Origin of the sequence: Sphingobium sp. BHU LFT2, from assembly GCF_018604485.1 — a bacterium.
GTDB classification, from domain to species: domain Bacteria; phylum Pseudomonadota; class Alphaproteobacteria; order Sphingomonadales; family Sphingomonadaceae; genus Sphingobium; species Sphingobium yanoikuyae_A.
Window position 1 is genome coordinate 42,718 of sequence record NZ_JAFCGW010000015.1, and the last position, 21,857, is coordinate 64,574.

16 protein-coding genes are annotated in these 21,857 nt (G+C 62.6%); 3 read left to right on the plus strand and 13 right to left on the minus strand.

Translation table 11 applies throughout. The features are described from left to right. Window positions 1-36: 36 nt before the first annotated feature. Window positions 37-1,143: a Rieske 2Fe-2S domain-containing protein gene (locus tag JQK15_RS21700; RefSeq protein ID WP_214867808.1), complete on the minus strand. Its 1,107-nt coding sequence runs from the start codon at window positions 1,141-1,143 to the stop codon at window positions 37-39. 24 nt (window positions 1,144-1,167) lie between these two features. Then, entirely contained in the window at window positions 1,168-2,139 is a 972-nt protein-coding gene (locus tag JQK15_RS21705; protein ID WP_214867810.1) for a PDR/VanB family oxidoreductase, read from the minus strand. Between the two features lie 144 nt (window positions 2,140-2,283). On the opposite strand from JQK15_RS21705, the gene JQK15_RS21710 reads away from it, so the two are divergent. Beyond that, window positions 2,284-3,492: a LysR family transcriptional regulator gene (locus JQK15_RS21710; protein ID WP_214867812.1), complete on the plus strand. Its 1,209-nt coding sequence runs from the start codon at window positions 2,284-2,286 to the stop codon at window positions 3,490-3,492. A 64-nt stretch (window positions 3,493-3,556) separates the two neighbouring features. Here JQK15_RS21710 and JQK15_RS21715 read toward each other — a convergent pair whose 3' ends face one another. The 8 genes from JQK15_RS21715 to JQK15_RS21750 all read right to left on the minus strand — a co-directional run bounded on the left by JQK15_RS21715 (window position 3,557) and on the right by JQK15_RS21750 (window position 13,783). Beyond that, window positions 3,557-4,576: a sugar phosphate isomerase/epimerase family protein gene (locus JQK15_RS21715; protein ID WP_214867814.1), complete on the minus strand. Its 1,020-nt coding sequence runs from the start codon at window positions 4,574-4,576 to the stop codon at window positions 3,557-3,559. A 21-nt stretch (window positions 4,577-4,597) separates the two neighbouring features. After that, window positions 4,598-5,743, minus strand: coding sequence for a Gfo/Idh/MocA family protein (locus tag JQK15_RS21720; protein WP_214867816.1), 1,146 nt, complete (start codon window positions 5,741-5,743; stop codon window positions 4,598-4,600). Beyond that, window positions 5,740-6,957, minus strand: a complete 1,218-nt coding sequence (locus tag JQK15_RS21725) for a lactonase family protein (RefSeq protein WP_214867819.1) — start codon at window positions 6,955-6,957, stop codon at window positions 5,740-5,742. Before JQK15_RS21725 ends, JQK15_RS21720 begins: the two co-directional genes overlap by 4 nt. Before the next feature lie 4 nt (window positions 6,958-6,961). Further along, window positions 6,962-8,080: an IolE/MocC family protein gene (locus JQK15_RS21730; RefSeq protein WP_214867821.1), complete on the minus strand. Its 1,119-nt coding sequence runs from the start codon at window positions 8,078-8,080 to the stop codon at window positions 6,962-6,964. Window position 8,081: 1 nt separating this feature from the next. After that, window positions 8,082-8,549, minus strand: a complete 468-nt coding sequence (locus JQK15_RS21735; protein WP_214867823.1) for a C-glycoside deglycosidase beta subunit domain-containing protein — start codon at window positions 8,547-8,549, stop codon at window positions 8,082-8,084. 39 nt (window positions 8,550-8,588) lie between these two features. Further along, on the minus strand, window positions 8,589-9,863 hold the full coding sequence (locus JQK15_RS21740; protein WP_214867824.1) for an MFS transporter: 1,275 nt from the start codon (window positions 9,861-9,863) through the stop codon (window positions 8,589-8,591). A 25-nt stretch (window positions 9,864-9,888) separates the two neighbouring features. Further along, on the minus strand, window positions 9,889-11,535 hold the full coding sequence (locus JQK15_RS21745) for a GMC oxidoreductase (protein ID WP_353047249.1): 1,647 nt from the start codon (window positions 11,533-11,535) through the stop codon (window positions 9,889-9,891). A gap of 100 nt (window positions 11,536-11,635) precedes the next feature. Next, a complete protein-coding gene (locus JQK15_RS21750) occupies window positions 11,636-13,783 on the minus strand; it encodes a TonB-dependent receptor (protein WP_214867828.1) in 2,148 nt (715 codons plus the stop codon). Window positions 13,784-14,092: 309 nt separating this feature from the next. Between JQK15_RS21750 and JQK15_RS21755 the strand changes: the two genes are divergently transcribed. Beyond that, the gene (locus JQK15_RS21755; RefSeq protein ID WP_214867830.1) at window positions 14,093-15,334 is read left to right on the plus strand and encodes an ROK family transcriptional regulator; all 1,242 of its coding nucleotides are present in this window, start codon (window positions 14,093-14,095) and stop codon (window positions 15,332-15,334) included. Between the two features lie 44 nt (window positions 15,335-15,378). Here JQK15_RS21755 and JQK15_RS21760 read toward each other — a convergent pair whose 3' ends face one another. From JQK15_RS21760 to JQK15_RS21770, 3 genes are all read right to left on the minus strand, one after another. Continuing rightward, on the minus strand, window positions 15,379-16,497 hold the full coding sequence (locus JQK15_RS21760) for a 5-methyltetrahydropteroyltriglutamate--homocysteine S-methyltransferase (protein ID WP_214867832.1): 1,119 nt from the start codon (window positions 16,495-16,497) through the stop codon (window positions 15,379-15,381). 178 nt (window positions 16,498-16,675) lie between these two features. Beyond that, window positions 16,676-17,413, minus strand: coding sequence for a GntR family transcriptional regulator (locus JQK15_RS21765; RefSeq protein ID WP_214867834.1), 738 nt, complete (start codon window positions 17,411-17,413; stop codon window positions 16,676-16,678). Window positions 17,414-17,479: 66 nt separating this feature from the next. Next, window positions 17,480-18,733 (minus strand): MFS transporter, encoded by a 1,254-nt coding sequence (locus JQK15_RS21770; protein WP_214867836.1) that lies wholly within the window; start codon window positions 18,731-18,733, stop codon window positions 17,480-17,482. A 258-nt stretch (window positions 18,734-18,991) separates the two neighbouring features. Here JQK15_RS21770 and JQK15_RS21775 point away from each other — a divergent pair, with 258 nt between their 5' ends. Continuing rightward, entirely contained in the window at window positions 18,992-21,136 is a 2,145-nt protein-coding gene (locus JQK15_RS21775; protein ID WP_214867838.1) for a TonB-dependent receptor, read from the plus strand. The last annotated feature ends 721 nt before the right edge of the window (window positions 21,137-21,857 follow it).

Consider the following 21,857-nt stretch of genomic DNA (forward strand, 5'->3'; position numbering starts at 1 on the left):
GCGCCGACCATTGCGGAAAGGTCTGCGCTGATCGTGTCAGCCCTGTTCGGCCATGGCGAGGCGATACATTACGCGTCGCGCCATCAGGCCGGGCTTGTCGGGCGCGAAACTCAGGTCAAACTGTTCCTCACCATCAGTGCGAACCACTTCGTTGATCCATTCCAGCGCTTCCACATCCTCCGAATAGGCCTGGGTGTGGGCTTCCAGCATGAACGTGTCGATGGCGGCATCGCCGGGCAGATAGTCGCGCGAGTTGAACCACCAATAATGGATGGAATCATTCGTTTCCGGGGTGAAGACATGGGTGATGTTGTAGCGATAGAGGCTGGGTTCACCCGGATCGGGATCGGCCACGCTGACGCGGGCATAGGCGGTGTGCAGCGCAGGGGACACGAAGCGCGCTTCCGACGTGCGGTCGACCAGTTTGTGCATGATGTTGGCGGGCTTGCCATAGACGCCGGGCGGTGGCGCGTTGCGCAACTCGCGACGGATCACGACCTGATTATTCTCGGTCGAGGCGGTGAGCTTGGACCGGGCATATTCCGGCGTTCCGACCGTATCGGGATGCAGGAATGGGAAATGGGTCTGGTCGATCAGATTTTCATGCATCGCGACATAGTCGGACTTGATATGGAAATCGCCCGAGACGGTCCCCCAGGCCGGATCGCTGAGCCAGAAGGTGTCGGGAATCAGCGCTTCGTCAGCCAGGTCCGGGGACCCCATCCAGATCCAGGCCAGCGGCCCGCGATCGACGATCGGGAAGGTCTTGACCGAAGCGGTCGCCGGTACATGCGGGAGCGCGGGCATATGCGCGCACACGCCGTCCGATCCGAATTCCATGCCATGATAGCCGCAGACCAGCCGGTCGCCGACCAGCTTGCCGCGCGCCAGCGGGAAGGACCGGTGGGGGCAGCGATTGCGCATCGCGACGGGATCACCATTCTCGGTTCGATAAAGCACCACATCGACGCCCAGGAATTTGCGGGCCAGCGGCGCGCGACAAATCTCGCTCGCGCGGCCAGCGGCGTACCAGCAGTTGCGGATCAAAGGCGTGCGGTTGTTCGCGAAGGAGCCGGCGTCGTGCGGCGCCATGGCGGCGAAGATGTCATGTTCTTTCTGCTGCGGCGATGCGGTCGTGACCATGATGCCTGTCCTTTCCCTGCAATGTCAGATGTCGAGTTCCAGCACGCGACCGGTGATGCGCGAACAGCAGATCGTCACCTGCCGCCCGGCCTCATGGTCCGCGTCGCTGAAGAAATGGTCGCGATGATCGAGCGCGCCGTCGCAGCCGATGACATCGGTGGTGCACAGGCCGCATTCGCCCCGGCGACAGTCGGCAAAGGTTTCGACCCCGGCCGCTTCCAGCGCGTCGAGGATCGTCGTGCCGGCGCCGACCGGGATGGTCGCACCGTCCTTCAACCTCACCTCGAAGGCGGAATCCTCCGGCCTATGGGCGGCGTTGAACACCTCGAAGCGGATACGTGCGGGATCCCAGCCCCGCCGCGCGGCGGCGGCGACCAGAGCATCGATCATAGCGGGCGGGCCGCAGACATAGACCTGCGTGCCTTCCGGCTGCGCAGCGAGCAGTGCGTCCAAATCCGGCAGGCCGGCGGTGCGGGACTCATGCAGCGTCAGACGGTTGCCGCACAGCGCTTCCAGTTCGTCGGCATATGCCATGGCGGTGCGATCCACCCCGGCGTAGAAGACGGAAAATGCTTCATGCCGGGTTAGCAGCGAGCGGGCCATGGCGAAGATCGGCGTGATGCCAATTCCGCCCGCGACCAGCAGTTGATGCGGCCGATGTCGTGACAGGCGGAAGGCGTTGAGCGGGCGCGAAACCCGGACCTGCGATCCGACGATCAGATTGTCATGAATGAAGGCGGAGCCGCGCCCGCGATCCTCCCGTTGCACGGCGATGCGCCAGAAGGGTTCGGGCGCCTGATCGGGCGAAAGCGGGCCGACCACCGAATAATGGCGCAGGAAACGTCCCTGCGCGCCACCGAAGCGCATCTCGACATGGCTGCCGGCCTCGGCAAGCGGCAGGGCTGCACCATCGGCTGCGCCGATCAGAAATTCCGATATCCTGCCAGTCAGATGACGCCGTCCCACGATGACGGCGTCGAGATATTTGTCCTGCATGACCTCTCCCATGCGCAGGCGAGCGGATCGCATCACCGTGGCTAGTGCATCGCATACATCTAACGTCTGGGCCGGCAGTCGGGTTATGCAATTTGCAAAACTATCCTTGCAGAATAGGTATAATGGTGAAAGTGACCAGAACCTATGGCAAGCGACCGCCCCCCCCTTCTACCGATCAAGCAGTTGCGCACGATCGTCGCAATCGCCGAGCAGGCGAGCTTGGCGCGCGCCAGCCAGCAGCTCAACCTCAGCCAGAGCAGCCTGTCGCGGCAAGTGGCGGAAGCCGAGCGGCAACTGGGCCATAGACTATTCCAGCGCGGCTGGAACGGAACCGAACCGACATCGGCCGGCGCCGTCGTGATCGCCCATGCGCGGCGCATGATGACGGCGATCACAGCGGCGCAGAAAGAACTGCAGCCGGCCGGAACGCGCGGCACCGACCTTGGCTATCATCTGAGCTGGTTCCTGCTCGATGCCGTCGATGCCGTGCGAACGACCGGCAGCGCTTCGGGCGCCGCCGCGCGACTTGGTGTATCGCAGCCGACGATCAGTCGGACGCTCGCTCAGGCCAATGCCGCCGTCGGCCATGCTCTCTTCACCCGGAATGCGGCGGGCATGGCGGCAACGCCCTCCGCCGCCATCCTGCGCCGACTGCGCGACCAGTTGCACAATGATGCCGACCGCATCCCCGGAATGCTCGGCGCGCTGACCGGCGAGATGACCGGGCGCATCGCTGTGGGTCTGCTTCCCTTTTCCGAGCAGGATGTCATCGTCCAGGTGTTCGCGCAGATACTGCGCGATCATCCGCATGTCCGGTTGCAGGGCGTGACCGGCAGCTATGCCGCGCTGACCGACGCGTTGCGACGGGGTGAGATCGACTTCATCATCGGACCGCTGCGGGGCAGCGACGCGTCCGCCACGCTCGCCGAACTGCCGCTGCTCGACGAACATCTGACGATCGTCGCGCATCCCGGCCATGCGTTGACCCAAGGTCCGGTCAGCCTGGAGCAACTGGTCGATCATAGCTGGATCGTCGGCCCGCACGGCACCCCGACACGGCAATATTTCGAGGCGGTGCTGTTGGAACATGGCATGACGCCGCCGCTCCAGATTTGCGAGATGGTGACCTTTCCGCTCGCCGAGCGGATGGTGCTGGAAAGCGATGCCATCGGCCTGCTGACCTATTCGGCGCGTCAATTGCGGGCGCTGACGACGCGGCTGGCCGTGATCCCATCCGATTTCCCCGATGCCAAACGGCAGATCGGGGTCATATCATTGAAACGCCATGCGCCGTCTGAGCCGCAGGCGCTGTTTCTGCAAAAGCTGACCGCGGCACTGGCTCAATCGGCCTGATGGGCGGCGCCCCGCGGCGTGCAGATCGCGGGACGCCAAGACATTCACCTGAAAGGCGGTCGTCTTATTCCTGATTTTGCGCGAAAGCAGCGTCGAAGCGGGCAGCGGGCAGATCCCACAGCAGCGAGCGGACAAAGCCGACCGCTTCCTTCGCGCCATGCAACCTGTCCATGCCGGCATCTTCCCACTCGATCGAGATCGGCCCGGCATAGCCGATCGCGCGCAGCGCTCGGAAACTATCCTCCCATGGTACATCGCCATGGCCAGTCGACACGAAATCCCAGCCCCGGCGCGGATCGCCCCAGGGTAGATGCGACCCCATCACACCGGCGCGACCATTGCGCGGGCGCAGCCGCGTATCCTTGCAATCAACATGATAGATGCGGTCCTGAAAGTCCCAGATGAACCCTACAGGATCGATATTCTGCCACATCATATGCGAGGGATCCCAGTTGAAGCCGAACGCCTTGCGATGCTCCAACGCCTCCAGCGTCCGCACGCTCGACCAGTAGTCATAGGCGATTTCGCCCGGATGCACTTCATGCGCGTAGCGCACGCCCTCGCCGTCGAAGACATCGAGGATCGGGTTCCAGCGGTTCGCGAAATCTTCGAACCCCGCCTTGATCACCGCGTCGGGCACCGGCGGGAACATCGCGACATAGGGCCAGATTTTCGACCCGGTAAAGCCGACCACCGTATCGACGCCCAGTTTGCGCGCGACCTTGGCGGTCAGCTTCATCTCCTCAGCGGCCCGCTGTCGCACGCCCTCGGCGTTGCCGTCGCCCCACACTTTCGGACGCACGATCGCCTGATGACGGAAGTCGATCGGGTTATCGCAGATCGCCTGTCCAGTCAGATGATTGGAGATGGCGTAGAGTTTCAGGCCATGGCGATCGAGGATCGCGCGCCGATCGGCGAGATAAGCGTCGTCCTCCGCCGCGCGCCAGACGTCGAGATGCTCCCCCGAACAGGCGACCTCCAGCCCGTCATAACCCCATTCAGAAGCGAGGCGGGCGACCTCTTCCAGGGTCAGGTCGGCCCATTGGCCAGTGAAGAGCGTGACGGGAAGCGCAGCTGTCGACATGATGTTATTCCTTCTCGTCCGTCAATTCTGCGGTTCGGCAGGCACATCGACCCATGCGCCACTTTGCGCCGACGCGATGACCGCATCGATGATCCGCGCCGATCGCAGGCCGTCGGCGAAGGTCGGCAGTCCCGCCGGCCCTTCGCCCAGGACGGCGGCATAGCTGTCCGCCACGAAATTCTCGAAACATTGGGCATAGCCCTGCGCATGGCCGGGGGGCAGGCTGGAGAGGCGACGGGCGTCGGCCGCCCCCTGCTCCGGACTGCGTTGCAGGATCTCGATCGATCCCTCCCTGCCCAGCCAGACTGTCTCGGGCGTTTCCTGATCGAACACGGCCGATTTGCTGGCGCCGTCAAACTCGAACCAAAGCCGATTCTTGCGACCCGCCGACACCTGCGAGATCACCGCGCTGCCCAATACGCCGCGTTGGGTGCGGAACAGGATCGTGGCGGCATCCTCGGTATCGACATTAGCCAGCGGCCCCGCGGTGTTGCCACCGGAAAAGCTGCGATGCGAAGCGGCCGGGCGTTCCGGCACAGTGATGGTCATGGCCGCCATGACCGACGCGATCCGTTCCCCGGTCACAAATTCCATGAGGTCGCACCAGTGCGATCCGATATCGGCAAAGGCCCGCGAAGGACCGCCCGCGCCCGAATCCACGCGCCAACTCGTCGCCTGTGGCGAGAGCAGCCAGTCCTGCAGATAGCTGCCGTGCAGAAGCTGCCACGCGCCGAACTCGCCGGCCTCGCGCCGCGCGCGGATTTCGCGCACTAGCGGGTGGAAGCGGTAAACGAAGGGCACGGTCGCGACCTTGCCTGCATCGGCGGCCAGCGCGTGCAGGCGCAGCGCCTCCTGCGTACCCACGGCCAGCGGCTTTTCGCAGATCACATGCGCGCCTGCGGCGACCGCCGCCTCGACATGGGCGGCATGCAGATTGTTGGGGCTGCAGACATGCACCATGTCCAGCTCGAGCGCAGCAAGATCATCGAGTGAACCGATCGCCTGCACGCCCCATTTGGCGGCGGCCTCGGCCGACCGCTCGGGCGAGGACGCCATCACGCCGACGAGCTCCGCGCCGGCGAGCAGGGCTGCGCGCCGGTGGACCTCGCCGATCATGCCGGCGCCCAGAATTGCGACCCGAAGGGGTCGGCCGGAAACGGTGGTCATGGAATGTCTCCTGAACACGGGGGCGCTGCATCGAGTTCGACGAATGCAATGAAGGCGGGATCGGACAGCGCGATATCCGTCAGTGGCGACAGCGCGCCTGTGTTCGCATCGACCGCATAGGCGCGCACGAGATGCGCCGGGCGATCGGCGACCAGCAGCAACGCGCCCGTCGGATCGAAAGCAAAACTGCGCGCGGCAAGTCCCGGATGGATCGAGGGCGCAAGCGGCACGGCGCCGCGCCGGCTGAGTTTCGCTCCGTCCAAGGCGAACCAGGCAAGACTGTCTTCGCCGCGATTATTGACATAGATGCAGCCGCTTCGCCGATGGATGCGGACATCGGCGGGTTCGTTGACGCGGCCGGGATCGCTCGCGACCGTCGAGACGCGGTCGATCGGCGTAAAGGCGCCCGTCTCCGCGTCGAAGCGCAGTGCCGCCAATTCCGACGCAAACTCCAGCGTTGCGAAGGCATGACCGCCCGTCACGTCGAAGGCGATATGGCGCGGCCCGGTTCCCGGCGCCATCTGCAAGGTCGCGGCCGGCTCCAGCCGGTCGCCGAGGCGGAAACTGTGGATGCAGTCGGTGCCCTTGTCGCAGACGATGACATAGCGGCCTGACGGATCGATCACCGCGCAATGAGCGTGCGAACTGGCCTGCGCATGGCCGCCATTTTGCGGCGAGAAATTGGGGTCCTGGCCATGGCCGTCAAAGACCTGGACGTCGCGCAGCGCGCCGATGCACCCGTCCGCCTCTAGCCCATAGAGCAGCAGGGTGGAATCGTCATAGACATAGTCCGTGCCCCAACCGCCATCGGGCAGGCGCACGACCTTCTCGACATGCTGGAAATCGCCATGATTGGCGCAGACCAGCGACCGGCTGCCGGCATGGTAATCGAGGAAGGTCGGACGCGGTCCGGGCGCATTCTGGCTGTTGAGAAAGCGCAGGGCACCGTTGCTTTCTACAGCGAAGGCGTGGACGGCAGCGGGTGGATCGACCGGGCCGCGCCCATCCGTCTTGCGCTCGTCCACCGCGTAAAGCGTCCGCGTCTCCGGCGCATAGACCAGATAGCCCGCCTCCTTGGGCTCTTCGACACGCGACAACAGGCGCAGGTCGCTGCCATCCGCCGCGACGGCGAGCGCATAGATGCCCCCGCCTGTCGCACCGGGCGCGCAGCCATAGGAGCCGACATAAGCGATCAGGCGGGCGGCATGGCTCATGCGATCAGGCCGCGATCAGGCGGTTCAGCATCTCATGATGGCGGCGGACCTGCTCCACCTCGTCCATCATCTCCGCCCGGCTGCGATCCTGCGAATAGCGCTGCCCTTCATATTCGGTGTTGATGTAGCCGGTATAGCCGCCATCCTTCAGCGCCTTGATCGTGCCTTCATAATCGATCGCCATGTCCTGATATTCACCGGGGCGGCCGGGAATTTCCGACATATTGTTGAATTTGCCATGACAGCTGACGACATGCGGCACCAGCTGGCGCAGCGTATCGAAGGATGTGTGCGATTGCATGATCGCTTCGGCAACGACGATATAGTCGAGCTCGCTGGCCTGCAGCACGCGGGCGTCGGCGAAGGCACGCAGCGCCTCGAACGGCCCCTTGAGCGCCGTAATAGCCTCGCCGCTGGTCAGGAATCGCTTGTATTCGCTGCGCAGATTGCCGGCGGTCTGCTTGGCAATATCGGCAAAGTCGAACGGCCCCTGCCCTGCGCGCAGCAGCGCGGAAAGTTCGACCGAGGCCGCGCTCGCCTCCGGCTTCGCGCCGCGCCGCTCATATTGGGCGAGCAGCACTTCGCTGGGGCGAAAACCGTAAATGCCAAAGTCGGGCACGATGCCGATCGCGTTGGTGCTATGTTTTTCGGCATAGTCGATGATCTCGGTGACCTGCTGCCCTTCCAGCGCCATGGGTTGATGCACTTCCTTGCCCAGCCGCATGCCCAGCCGCTCGATCTCCGGCAACGCCTTCACCATCACGTCCAACGGACAGGTGGAAAGCACGCGGACATTGGCAAAGCCGAGCCGATGCGCCAGCCGGATGTCATGCCGCAGCCGTTCCGCCACCTCGTCATGATCCATCACATGATCGCGGAACTGCAATACGTCGAAGGACACGTCCATGGACACAGGCACCGTGCCGTAACGCTCCATCCAATCGAACCATTGCACCACGAATGCGTCGCCTGGATCGGGGTAGCGCAGCGACATTTCGTCAACGATCTCGATCCCGTCGGCGCCGGGCAGATTTTCACTGACCTCGCGGATCTGGTCCTCCAGCGTCAGTTCCTTGAAGAAATGCGACTGCTGATAGCTGTAGAGCGAAACACCGGTCTTCATGTCAGGCCTCCGCCGTTTCGGTGAGTGTCAGATGATAGGTGATGATCTGCGGCGTCTTGTCCGATCCTGCGCCGGTGCCGGGCGTCGGCGGTTCCTTCACCCAGGCTTCGTCGGTCGGCAGATAGCCATAGGCGGCGATCACGCATTGCTGGAAACGCACGACATGCGCGCCCGCGGACAGTCCACCGGGCGCACGGATGTGCAGGATCGCTTCGTCGTCATAGTCCCAATGTTCTCGGACGGCGGCCTTGATCTCATCAAAGCCGCGCGGCGGCTTGCCGTTCACCTCGAAACTCTGCGCCTCGCGCGGGTAGAGCAGGCCGTCGACTTCCAGAAAATAGCCGGTGTGCAGCGACAGATAGACGCCGCGGTAATTGGCGATGCGCACCGCCATCTGGAAACCGACGATCTCGCCGTCGATGACATCGTTGCGCAAACTGTCGGCGCGGATCAGATAATTATCAAACATGCCTATGATCCTGTCGAAGAAGGATGGAGGGTAGTTCCGTCATGCGGGCTTCGCCTGTTCCGGTCGGTACAGCGTCAGCCACAACAGGCAGGTGATAATCGCCATACCGATCGGCCCCACCCACATGGGGGACCAGGCGGATGCACCCTGACTGGCCATGGCGGGGATGACATAGGCGCCGTAGATGGCGCCGGAACCGGCCGATCCAATCGCCGCGCCAAAGCCCGACACCATCAGGATCAGCCAGCCTTGTGCCTGCGCGGCAAGTTCGGCCGGGGCTATGCGGGCGATGAACATGGCAGCGACGACAATGAAATAATCGTTGCATATGCCGTGCAACGCCACCGCGCCGATCGCATAGGGCATACCGCCTTTCGCCGCGAGCAGCAGCAGCGCAAATCGCACGCTCCACATCAGCATGCCGAAGAACAACGCCCATTTCATGCCGATGCGCGCCAGAACCCAAGGAATGGTGCCGATGAACACCACTTCGGAAATCGGCCCCAGTGCCAGCACGCCAGCGACATTGTCGATGCCCAGCACCGCCAGATAGGGCGACGCGAAACTGTTATAGACGCCCAGCGAGATCGAGGTGAGCAAAGTGCAGATCATCAGCACAGCGAAGATGCGGTTGCGGAACAGTATCAGCGCCTTGACGCCAATCAGGTCACCTAGGGAGAAGCGCGCGCCCTTGGCCGGTGGTGGCGTGCGCGGCAGGGTGAAGGCGGACATGGCGGTGATGACCGCAAAGATCGCCGCGAAATAGAAAAGGCCGGTCGAAGCCGACAGGCCAAGCCAGCCGATCGCCAGTCCCGCTACCACCCAGCCGAGCGGGCCGAACAGCCGGACATAGGGGAAATGCTTCTGGTTCTCGCCCAGCAGCGTCAGCGAGATGGAATTGATGAGGCCCAGCGTCGGCTGAAAGCTGCACATATAAACGAAGATCAATGTCAGCGTCAGCGGGGCGTTATGCGACCCTATTGCATGCGGCAGCAGCGCCAGCAGCACTGCGCCAACGGCATGGGCAATGGCCAGAACGTTGCGCGGCGCAAGATAGCGATCGCCCAGCGCCCCCAGGAAAAGGGGCGAAAGGATCGCCGCGATCGCGCTGATCAGATAGGCGGGACCGATGATGCTATCGAGCCCGTTGCTCGCGAGCACCAGACCCAGCGTTGCGAACCAGGCGCCGAAAACGATGAATTCGACCAGCGTCACCAGGCTGAGCCGGGCCAGCAGGAAGGGCACGCGCCCCCCCATCTCGCCGAACCCGACCGGCCTCAATTCCGTCTGTGCGCCTGCTATGATCCCTGGCATAAATTCTCTCCGTCGCGTCGCAGGATCAGGCCTGTCCCGCCGACAATAGCCTTGTGACACGCGCGCTCGCCCGCAGGCTGAGCGCCATGATGGTCAGGGTCGTCCCGCTGGTGCCGCCGGTCATGAAGCTGCTCGCGTCCGTCACGAACAGGTTCGGCGCGTCCCAGACCTGATTATCCCCGTTCAGCACCGATGTCGCCGGGTCGTTGCCCATGCGCGCGCCGCCGCTTTCGTGGATCGCGGCGCCCATCGCCATGCTCTTGGTAAAGTTCAACCGCACCAGCATCCGGCTGAACCAGTCGGCGTCGGGGAAGATCCCGCGCCCATACTCCTCCAGCCCCAGCCCGTTGCCGACGAACTCCGTTTCCAGACCTGCATTTTCGGCCATCTCGAAGATCGCCTTCGACTGGGCGCGCAGCACTTTGACGTCATTGTCGCCCATCTTGCAGCGGATATGCGGGATGGGGATACCCCATTTGTCCTTGCGCGATCCGTTCAGGCTGATGCGGTTGTCGGCATTGGGCAGCATTTCGCCAAAGCCCATGATGCCGAACTTGGCGGCCTTGCCCTCGGGCGAGAAGAGGCGGCCGATCGTCCCCTGATAGCCATAGCCACGCAGGAAATCGCCATTTGTCTGCGACAGGACATTTTCCCAGCGCGGGATATAGACGCCGCCGCCCACTCCGTAGAAGGGATCGGCCGCCACCGTATCATCGGCTTCCCAGCCGGTCCGCCCCGGCACCGTGCCCATGATCATGGACGGCATCTGGTCCATGAAATAGCGACCAAGCATGTCGTTGTTATTGCCGACGCCGTTGGGATGCTTGCCGCCTGCGGAATTCAGCAGCAGGCGCACCGATTCAATGGCGGAGGCGCAGACCATGACGGCGCCAGCGCGCACGGTTTCGACCTGCCTGCTGCTGGCGTCGACAAATTCGACGCCGGTCGCCGCGCCTGTTGCCGGATCGGTCAGGATGCGGCGGGCGATCGCGTCCGAACGGATCGTGAGCTTTCCCGTCTCCTGCGCCTTCAGGATCGGCACCGGCACGCGCTTGATATTGGGCGGCATATAGCGCCAGGAGGTCGCCTTGCGGCCCGGCCAGTGCTGCTCGGTCGCTTGCTTGAAGTCGCGCTCGGCCGCCGTCAGCTTCGACGGGCCGGCATAATGGCCGTCGGGGATGCTTGGCACGCCTTCCGGGCAACCGCGCACGCCCAGCGTCTCCTCGACGCGCGCATAATATGGGGCAAGATCGGCATAGGCGATCGGCCAGTTTTCGCCAAAACCGTCGCGGCTCGCCGCCTTGAAGTCGCCGTCGGACCAGCGCATCAGCACGCGCCCGAACGTATGCAGCCGGCCGCCCAGCTGCTTGCCCCGGATCCAGAGGAAGGGCGCATCCTTGTCGGTGCTATAGGGGTGATCGCTGTCATTGACGAACAGATGGCGCTGCTGCTGCGCATAGAGCGCCACGCGCGACTGGAGCGGCTGACCCGTCACCGACGCCCGGATGCGGGCCCAGAGCTGAACGCCCTTTTCCTTGGGGCCGGAGAGGTTGACGGGAAAATCATCAGAAGTGATCGTCCGGCCCGCTTCCAGCAGCAGAACATCAAGCCCCTGTTCGGTGAGGCCCATTGCGGCGAAGCTGCCGGCCGCGCCGGAACCCACAATGATCACATCAAACTGCCTGTCCATCGGGTCGTTCAATTCCAGTAGCAAGAGAGGGACGCCCGCCGGCATGACCTGCAGGCGTTCCGGGGAGAGGCTTTGACCCCGATCAGAATTTGAATCCCGCTCGCACTCCATACTGGCGCGGATCGGACAGGGTGAAGGACTGAAGCTCGTAGACGCCCAGCAGCCGCTTATTTTCCACATTCTTGGCGTAAGCCTGGACGTACCAGCGGTCTTCCGGCGCGAAATAGCCAAGCTGCAGGTCGGTACGGGTATAGCTGCCCTGCTTTATCTGGTTCGCAGTATTGTTGTCCGTCACCAAATAGGAGCTGGAGAATTTGAGTGCCGCGCTGCCGGAAATCCGCCCGCCATTGGCCAACGGGAAGTCCTGCGTCACGCCGACGCGACCCGTCCATTTGGGCGAGCGGTCGAGCGGCGTGCCCTTGAAATTGATCGTCGGATCGCTCTCCAGCGGGTGGAAGTCGCCATAGGTCGCGTCCAGATAGGCGAGCGAATAGTCGATCTTCGTGCCGGAGCCGACACGATAATGGCCCTCCAGCTCGATGCCCTTGACCTTCGCCTTGGGCACATTGAGCGTGACCGCGCCGCCGGTGGTCTTGACCAGGCCAAGCTGTAGATCCTGATAGTCGTAATAGAAGCCCGTCAGGCTGAAATAGAGCGCGCGATCGAGCGCCGTGCCCTTGATGCCGGCTTCGTAGGAGATGATCGATTCCGGCTTGTAATAGAAGGGCACCGAGCTGACGTCAGCGGGGCTGCCGTCGTTGAAGCCGCCCGCCTTGTAGCCCGACGTCACGCTGGCATAGGCCAGGATGGACGCGCTGATGTCGCCTTCGACGCTGCCCTTCCAGGTCCAGCGCGATCCGGAAATGCCACCGCCCGGATAATGGCCGTCATAATTGGACGGGAAGGTCAGATCGAGCGCGTTCAGCGTGAAATATTGCGTCCCCGTGCGATCCTTGCTGTCCTTGGTATAGCGCAGGCCGCCGGTCACACGAATGCCCGGCGTCACCTCATAGGTGGCCTGCCCGAAGCCTGCATAGGATTTGGCCGAGGCATTGAGGTCGTAGCTGAGCGTGAAGCCCTGGTTCACGAAGTCCAGGATCGGTGCCGTATAGGTCTTCTCATGGAAATAATAGGCGCCCACGACCCAGGACAGCGGACCGGCCCCCTGTGAGGCAAGACGCAATTCGTGCGAATCCTGCTGGTGATTCTGGTAGGAGATGAAATCGCCATTCGGGACGCTGGCATCCGCCGGAATATCGTTGCGGCTCGCCCGTTCCCGCCAGGTCGACTTGCGCCATCCGAATAGATAGGTCAGCTTGGCAAAGCCGAGGTCCGAATTGAGTTCGGCGGTGACGCCGCCTGAATTGAAGCGGCTATAGGTGTCGACGCCCGGATTCTGGTAGCGCAGGCTGTGATCGTCATCCTGGGCGACAGCGCGCTCCACGGCAATGCGAGCCTGACCATTGGTGTGCGACTGCTCATAATCGCCCGACACGAACAGCGTGGTCGCGCTGCCAATGTCGAACAGCAGGCCGGCGCGCAGGCCGAAATCATTCTGGTCGTCCAGCTTGCCATGACCGTCATGGGTCTCGGTGAAACCGTCATGATTATTGTAGGCGCCTGCCAGGCGGAAGGCGATGCTGTCGGTGATCGGGGCGTTGACCATGCCATTGAGGCGGACGGTGTCGTAATTGCCATATTCGATTGATCCCGACCCCTCGAACTTCTGAGTCGGACGGTTGGTGATCACGTTGATGACGCCGGCGGTGGCGTTCCGGCCATAAAGCGTACCCTGCGGCCCGCGCAGCACCTCGACCCGGCTGACGTCGAACATGGTCAGCGTCTGCTCGGTCGGGCGGGCAATATTTACGCCATCCAGATTATAGGCGGTCGACGGATCGCCTTTTTCCGAGAAGTCCGAACTGGCGACACCGCGAATGGCAAAGCCCGCCGGCCCGAGCTGGACGTTGGGAATGACGTTCTGCAGGTCTTTCGCGCTGGTTACGCCTTCGGACATCAGCTTCTCGCCACCGACGGCGGCAATGGCGACGGGCGCCTTGCTCAGCGCCTGATCCCGGCGCAGCGCAGTAACGACGATCTCACCCGTGTCGGGGGCGGCATCAGCAGCGGCCTGCGAGGCAGCCGTGCTATCCTGCGCCAGAGCCGGCCAAGCGTTGAGCGCGGCGAACCCGAGGGCGATCGCGGAACTGGTGAAGTGGAACGCTTTCATGACTTCCTCCCAAAGAAGCATTTATAAACCGAACGCTTATACTCACCGATAATGTGAGCTGCGCCGGACGGCCGCAAAAAGCGCCGAACATCGGGATTTATCAACTTGAAAAATGTTCGGATTTCGATCGTTTCATGCTGCGATGCACATAAAACACTGCTGAGCCAGCCAGAATGCGGGAAGTTTCGCGCCATTTTTCACCTGCCGCAGCGCACTATCTCGAACAATAACAAGTTGGCTTTTGCATATTTGATCGTATTCCGTACAATCATTGTTGACGATCCACCCGGTAGGACACATCATGCGTTCATGACGGCTCCTTCCAACAATCCCAAGCGCAGCGCACGCGCCGATCGCAGCAGCAATGTGCAGGAAGTGCTGAATTTCCTGCGCGCGACCGGCCCGTCGAGTCAGGCGACGATTTCCCGCGCGACAGGATTATCGCGCGCCACCGTCAATCATATCGCTCAAGCCCTGCGCGATCAGGGCGCGGTCCAATATGAATGGAAGAACAAGCGCGAAGCGCTGGTCTGTCTGGCTTCGACGAAGGAATCGATCGTCACGGTCACTGTGACCGAAAGCGCGGTGCACGCCATTCTGTTCGACTTCAGTGTTCAGGAACGGACCGACCTGCTTTCCACCCATCTGCCAGAATATCGCGACGCAGCCCCCACCCCGTCCATGGCGCTGGACCTCATTCACCGGCTGGCGGCGATCGCCCGGCAGCGTGGTGCGCCGCTGGTCGGCGCGGCGATCGCTATCATGGGCCCGATCGACCGGACGACGGGTGCGATCGCGCCATGGGCCTGGCAACGCCTGCCACATTGGAAACAGATCGAAATCCAGAAATATTTCGTCAAAAATCTGCGCATCCCGGTCGTCGTCGATAATGACGCCAATCTGGCGGCGCTGGCCGAATGGTCCTGGGGGGCCGGACGAGGATGCAGCGACTTCCTCAACATCACCTGCGCTCAGGGCATTGGCGGCGGCTTCGTTATCAACGGCGCCATCTATCATGGCGGCACCGGTCTTGCCGGTGAGATCGGCCATATGGTGATAGAGGATGCCGGTGACCTGTGCTTCTGCGGCAGCCGGGGCTGCCTCACCAGCCTGGCGACCGAACGCGCGATCCTGAATGCCCTTCCCGATCAGGGTGCCCCCAAACGCTCGCTGGAGGAGGTGATTCACAGCGCACAGCATGGCGACGCCGCCTGCCAGCGCGTTCTCTCCGAAACCGGACTTCGGCTCGGCAAGGCGCTGGCGACGGTGGTGCGGGTGATGGGGCCGCGCGTGATCGCGATCGGCGGCGTGCTGGGCCATGCCGGTGACATCGTCATGGGCGGATTGCGGGCCTCTTCCGAGATCATCAATCTGAAAGCGGTAGGTGCCGGCACGGAATTCCGCGTCGCCGAGATTGCGGATAGTGCGACAGAATTGGGCGCGCTGGCGGCAATCTTCAAAGAAATCGACATGGGTATCAACAGCCTGTCGCCGTGGATGCTACGGCCAGTGGATCCCGGCACAGCGGAGCCATCGCGCACGGTGGCATGAGGCGGATAAGGCGCGGGCGACAGCCATCGCCCGCGCGGCACGCCTTATAGTTCGCCCCAGACCTGTGTGGCGATATCGACCAGCAGTTCCAGCTTCCGCTTCTCGTCATCCTCGCTCAGCGCATTGCCCGCCTCGGTCGATGCGAAGCCGCACTGCGGACTGATGCAGAGCTGATCGACGTCGATGTGCTTCGACGCCTCATCGATGCGGCGCAGTATCTGGTCGCGATCCTCCAGCGCCGCCACCTTGCTGGACACGAGGCCCAGCACCACGCGACGTCCCTTCGGCACGAAACGCAGCGGCTCGAACCCACCGGCACGGTTCGTGTCATATTCCAGGAACAGGCCATCGACCTCCAGCCCGCTGAACACCGCTTCGGCCACCGCTTCATAGCCGCCTTCGGCCATCCACATGCTGCGATGATTGCCGCGACAGGTGTGCACCGTCACCGCCATGCCCTCGGGCCGGTTGGCGACCATCGAATTGACGATGCGGGTATAGAGCGCGGGCAGATCATCGGGATTTTCGCCATCGGCGCGGACCCGTTCGCGTACATTCTCGTCGCATATGGTGGCAAAGGACACGTCGTCCATCTGCAGATAGGTGCAGCCGGCAGCCGCCAGATCCGCCACTTCCTGCTGATAGGCGTTTGCAAGGTCCGACCAGAATTCGTCCATATCTGGATAGGCGGTAGCGTCCACCACGGATCGGCCGCCGCGCATATGGATATAGGTGGCAGACGGGATGGTGAATTTGGCGGTACGGCTGGTGTTCGCCTTCAGAAAGTCGAAATGGTCGACCATGATCGGTTTGGGGCGCGTGATCTTGCCGGTAACGCGCAGCATCGAGGAGGTGGAGGCCACCTGCCCATCGGCGCTCTTGAAACTGACCGTATAGCCCTCGCCCGTCGCGTCGATGCCCTCGAAGCCGGTCAGGAAGTCGAGATGCCAGGCGGTGCGGCGAAACTCGCCGTCCGTCACGCTCTGAAGGCCGGCCGATTCCTGTAGCGCGATGATATCCCGGATCGCCCTGTCCTCGACTGCGGCGAGCGCGCTGCGATCGATCTCCCCGGCCTGCCAGCGCGCGCGCGCCTCGCGCAGGGCCTGGGGCCGAAGGAGACTGCCGACATGATCGGCGCGGAAAGGAGGACGGGAGGACGGCATGCTTGTCTCGCTTCTGTCTGGATTCGCCTCGGGCAGATGCAGCAGCGGCACACGGAACATCGCCGCCTGCCGACGGCCAAAGCCGTCGACATGCCCGTCATGAATTTAGGATACGTTACGTAGAAAAATCCAGACTTTTTCCGACAATTATCGCAGTTCAGGATCCCAAAATACGATATCAGACATTCGCGGGCTTGCGGCGACGCCTCGGCTCCGGCTTTTGAGGTGTATCGGCGCTCGGCGCCTGCTCCGCCTTGCGGCGTTCGAACATGCTCACCCGCTGATGATTGGCATGTTCACGAAACAGCATTTCCGCGCGCACGCCGTCGCCCTTGCGCACCGCGTCGACGATCGCGTGGTGAAAGCCATGCGCCCGATGCAGCATGGTGAAAGCGTGGCGCAATCCCACCTGGTCGAAGACAATCACCGACGGCGCGACGAAGGGAACATTGTTCAGCCGCTCGATGAACATCGACAATATGGGCGACTGGCAGCCATCGATCATCAACTGATGGAAGCGCTCGTTCATCCGGCCATATTGCAGTTCATCCTCGCGATCGAGATGATGCTTCTCAAAGATCGCGTCGCCCTCGGCCAGGCACGCGTCCAACTGCCGCAAGAGATCGGGATCGGCGCCGCGCTCGGCAATCGCGCGCGCGGCCCAGCCTTCCAGCGTCGCGCGCAAATCCAGCGCTTCGTAGATCTCCCGCTCGCTGAACGCGCTGACCACATAGCCGCGCTTGCCCACCGGACTGAGGAACCCCTCGGCGGCGAGCAGCGGCAGAATGTTGCGGACCGGCGTGCGCGACACGCCCAGCCGCTCGGCAAGCCCCGCCTCGGTCAGCCGTTCGCCCGGCGCAAACTCTTCGCGCAGGATCATTTCCTTGAGAGTATTTTCCAGCGTCGTGTTGCTCATGCGATGGACCAGAGCGGGATTATCGGGCGGCTGTCAACGCCGCAGGCATGCGCCCCTCCCTCCGCCTCAGCCGGCCGCGCCCGGCATGTCATGTACCGGGACGATGCTGGGTACAACCAGATGCAGGAACAGGGTCGCTGCCAGATAAGCGACCGAGGCCACCGCGAACATTGGCCAATAGCCATGCCCGTTGGTCAGCGACCACCCGGCAAACTCGATCATGCCCATGCCGCTGAGATTGCCGGCAACCGAACTGAGCGCTGTCACCGTGCCGACGCGCTGCAGAGGGATGATATCGCCGGTGACGCCAAAGATGTTGGTGACGAAGCCATTATGCGCGAACAGCGCAACGCCGATGATCGCCGCCGCCGCCCAGGGGCTGCCCGTGAACAGCGCCAGCGGCAGCGGCAGGATCAGCACGGCGAAGCACAGCATCGACAATTTGCGGGCCGCGTTGAAAGACAGGCCCTTGCGCAGAAACATAGGGAAAAGGCCGCCACTTGCCAGCGCGCCCAGCGCCGCCATCGCATAGGTCAACGCCACGGGCCCGCCGATCTGCGCCTGGCTCAGGCCGAACATCTTGCTGAACAGGTCCGGAATCCAGAACAGCAGGAACCACCAGACCATGTCGGCCATCGCTTTCGATCCCGTAATCGCCCAGGTGCGCCGGTCGGAAAAGAGCGCAGCCCAGTCTACGCCGGCCTTCGCAGGCGCAACGGAAACCGCTCTGGGGGCACGCAGATGGCGGGTGCCGACCACCCACAGGAAAACCCAGATGACGCCAAGGCCACCGGTCAACAGAAAGGCTGACTGCCAGCCGAACAGCACGGCAACGGGCGGGATCACCAGCGGCGTCATGATTGCGCCGATGCTGGGTGCCGTCGTGATGATGCCAAGGCCGAAGGAGCGCTCGCGCAAAGGCAGATATTGCGCCGTTGCCTTGACCGTCGCCGGGCCGGAGACCGATTCGCCCAGCGCCAGCGTCACCCGCGCCAGGACGAATTGCGTGACCGTCGCCGCGGCGGCATGCGCCATGCCGGCAAGGCTCCAGATCGCGACCGCCCAGCCATAGGCGATCCGCACACCGAAGCGATCGACCAGCCAACCGGAAAAAAGGACGGACGTCGCCATTGCGAGGCTGAAAGCGGACCCCAGATGCGCAAAATCCTCGTCGCTCCAATGAAAGGTTGCCTCCAGCGTCGGCTTGAGAAGCGCCAGAACCTGGCGGTCGACATAGCTGAGGACGGTGCCGAAAAAGACGAGCGCAATTAACAGATAGCGTCGGCGCGCCTGGCTCGCAGCGCTGTTATCGTCTCCCATCACCCGCTCCTCATTATTTGTCCAAGGACCTCATGGATAGCTACGGACCCATATCCTTTCGCATGCCGGGCTAGGAGAAGCACCCTTACTCGTCAATATTTTGTATCCCATTCGAGGCGGATTATGCGATAAATCAACATTAAGCGCAGCTTCCGGACAATTCGGGATACAAATCGTTGACGGCGCGGCCTGCTCTGACCTAGCGAACACCCCATTGAAAAGGGCGACCCATCGCTCATCAGGGAGAGGTTCTGAGTCATGAAGGCATTTCGCACATTTCACGCCGTCAGCCTGCTGGCGCTCGCTGCTGCCATGCCGCTTACCGCGCATGCGCAGGACAGCGCACCCGCCGCACAGCAAGATGGCGCAGTCGGACTGGCCGATATCGTCGTTACCGCCGAAAAGCGCGAAGCGAACGTCCAGAGAACGGCGATCGCCATTGACGTGATGACGTCGGACAAGCTTGCCAGGAATGGCGTTGCCAACATGGAATCGCTGCAAGCGGTCGCGCCGGGCGTACAGTTCGGCCAGTCGGGCGCGAATACGATCGTTACCGTGCGCGGCGTATCGGGCCGCGACACCTCGGAAATCGGCGATCCCGCCGTCGCGATCAATATGGACGGCATTTTCCTGCAGCGCCCGGCCGGTATGAACGCCGCCTTCTTCGACCTTGATCGGATCGAAGTGCTGCGCGGTCCGCAGGGCACGCTCTATGGTCGCAACGCAACCGGCGGCGTCATCAACGTCATCTCGAAACGCCCGCAGTTCGACGACTTCGGTGGCTATGCGGCCGTTGATGCCGGCAACTACAACACAATCAACATCGAAGGCGCGGTCAATGTGCCGCTGTCAGACACGCTGGCGATCCGCGCGTCGGGCATCAGCCGCGACCACGAAGGCTATCGCAGCGTAGGCAATGGCCGTCGCGGCGATGACGAAAATTCGCGCGGCGGTCGCTTGCAATTGCTGTTCAAGCCGACCAGCAATTTGAGCGTGCTGCTGTCGGGCGGCTATCTCAAGCAGACCGGCTTCGGCCCGGTGCAGGCGGGCTATCCCACGACCCGCCCAACCCCGCCGACCGATCCGGACGAAGTGTCCAACGTCCCGCTCAACTTCGACAATGACTATAATCTGACGCGCAAGACCGCATCGGCGCAGGTCGATTATGACTTCGGCCCCGCCAAGCTGACCTATCTGTTCGGCTATGTCGGCGTCAACAAGGACCAGACCTTCGATAATGACGGCACCGCGACGAAGTCATATGTCTTCCACGCCGGCGAATTTTCTGACGACTATAGCCATGAGCTGCGCCTGTCGTCGAACAATGACGGCCCCTTCACCTGGCAGACAGGCCTCTATTATTATAAGCAGGACCTGCAGGTCCGCTCGCAAAATTACGTCAACCCCAATGGCGATATCGTCCTGCTGCGCGACTATCATTATGATGTCGGCGTCAAGTCGAAGGCCGCCTTCGGTCAGCTTTCCTATGCCTTTACTGATCAGTTGAAGGCCAGCGCCGGCATCCGCTGGTCACAGGACACCAAGACCCGCACCGGCTATGCGTTTAACGGTCCAAGCCTCGCCAACCCTCCGGCCACCCAGCCGGTGCTGAACTATGCGCCGACCGACGACCGCTCGCGCGATAGTGACATCTCCTACCATATCGGGCTGGATTATCAGGCAACCCCGCGCAACCTGATCTACGCGAAGGTAGACAAGGGCTACAAATCTGGCGGCTTCACATCGATCAATGCTTATGGCCCGGAAACGGTGATCGCCTATGAGATCGGATCAAAGAACCGCCTTCTGGACAACAGCCTGCAGCTGAACCTGACAGGCTTCCTCTATGATTATAGCGACCAGCAGGTCAGCCAGACCACGAACCAGGGTGTGCAGGTGCTGAACGCGGGCAGTTCCCGCGTCAAGGGCCTGGAAGCGCAGATCGAATGGAAGGCGAGCAACAATGACTCGGTCGACCTGTCGATCAACTGGTTGCACGCCCGATTTAAGACGTTCGAGGTCAACACCGGCGGCGTCAATGTCGACTTGGCTGGCAACCGCCTGATCCAGGCGCCGGACTGGGCGCTGTCTGGCGGCTATGAACATGTGTTCGATCTGGCCAATGGCGGCAACATCACGCCGCGCGTCCAGGCGACCTGGCGCACCGAATCCTATCTGACCTTCTACAATAATCCGAACGACCGTCAGAAGGCCTATGAGACCGTCGACGCCAGCCTGACCTACACGGCACCGAATGGCGCGTGGAGCCTGCAGGCATATGGTCGCAACCTCACCAACTCGGTGATCCTTACCGGCGCCAGCATCGGCTCCTTCACCGGCACCAACTTCTACCAATTCTCAGCGCCCCGTACTTATGGCGTGCGACTGCAGGGCAAGTTCTAAGAGCCTCTCCCCTATCGGCCCGCGACATCTGCACCTGTCGCGGGCCGGTATTTTTCTTTCCCTTCACAGCTTGAGCCTCCAGACACGCGTCGCCCCAGGACCAAGCAAGAACGACCGATGCGATCTTTGCGGCAATGAATGATAGCTGCAGCGGCACTGACGGCTTTTCCTGCCTGGACCATCGCCACTTCCGCGGCTTTTCGCGACTTGCCCCGCCAACCCGATATCAATGGCCGGCGTAAGCCTGTGCGGGCCATCTAGCCGTCGATGTTCGGCTCACAGGTGGACGGGGTAACTATGCCATTTCGGATACCCAATACTGGCTGAAACCGGACGGTCAGCACCCAAGGCCCCAGAATTGATCGCTGAGCGTCCGATTTGGGTGTGCGCCGTGCAAAGGCGGCACTTTCTAGCGGGTGAAAGGCCCGCCCGGCGATGCTCCAGCCGGAAGCAACCGGGGCAGGCATGGAGGTGACGAAATGTCTGAAGCCCCCGGATGACGGTCACGTAGTGACCGTGCGAGCGTACAGGCCGTAACGTGAGTGAACGCTGAGCAATCCTCGAAAAGGACGATGTGCAGGCCGACCCGTTAACCCTTACGGGGGAGGTTGATATGGACGGGCGAGTTTGAGCGACGTTGGAGCCCGTCTGCTGCACCGAGGTAGTGGCGACGGCGGGATCATTGGCTGTGCGCTCGTTTGATGCAACCCGATCTTGCGCT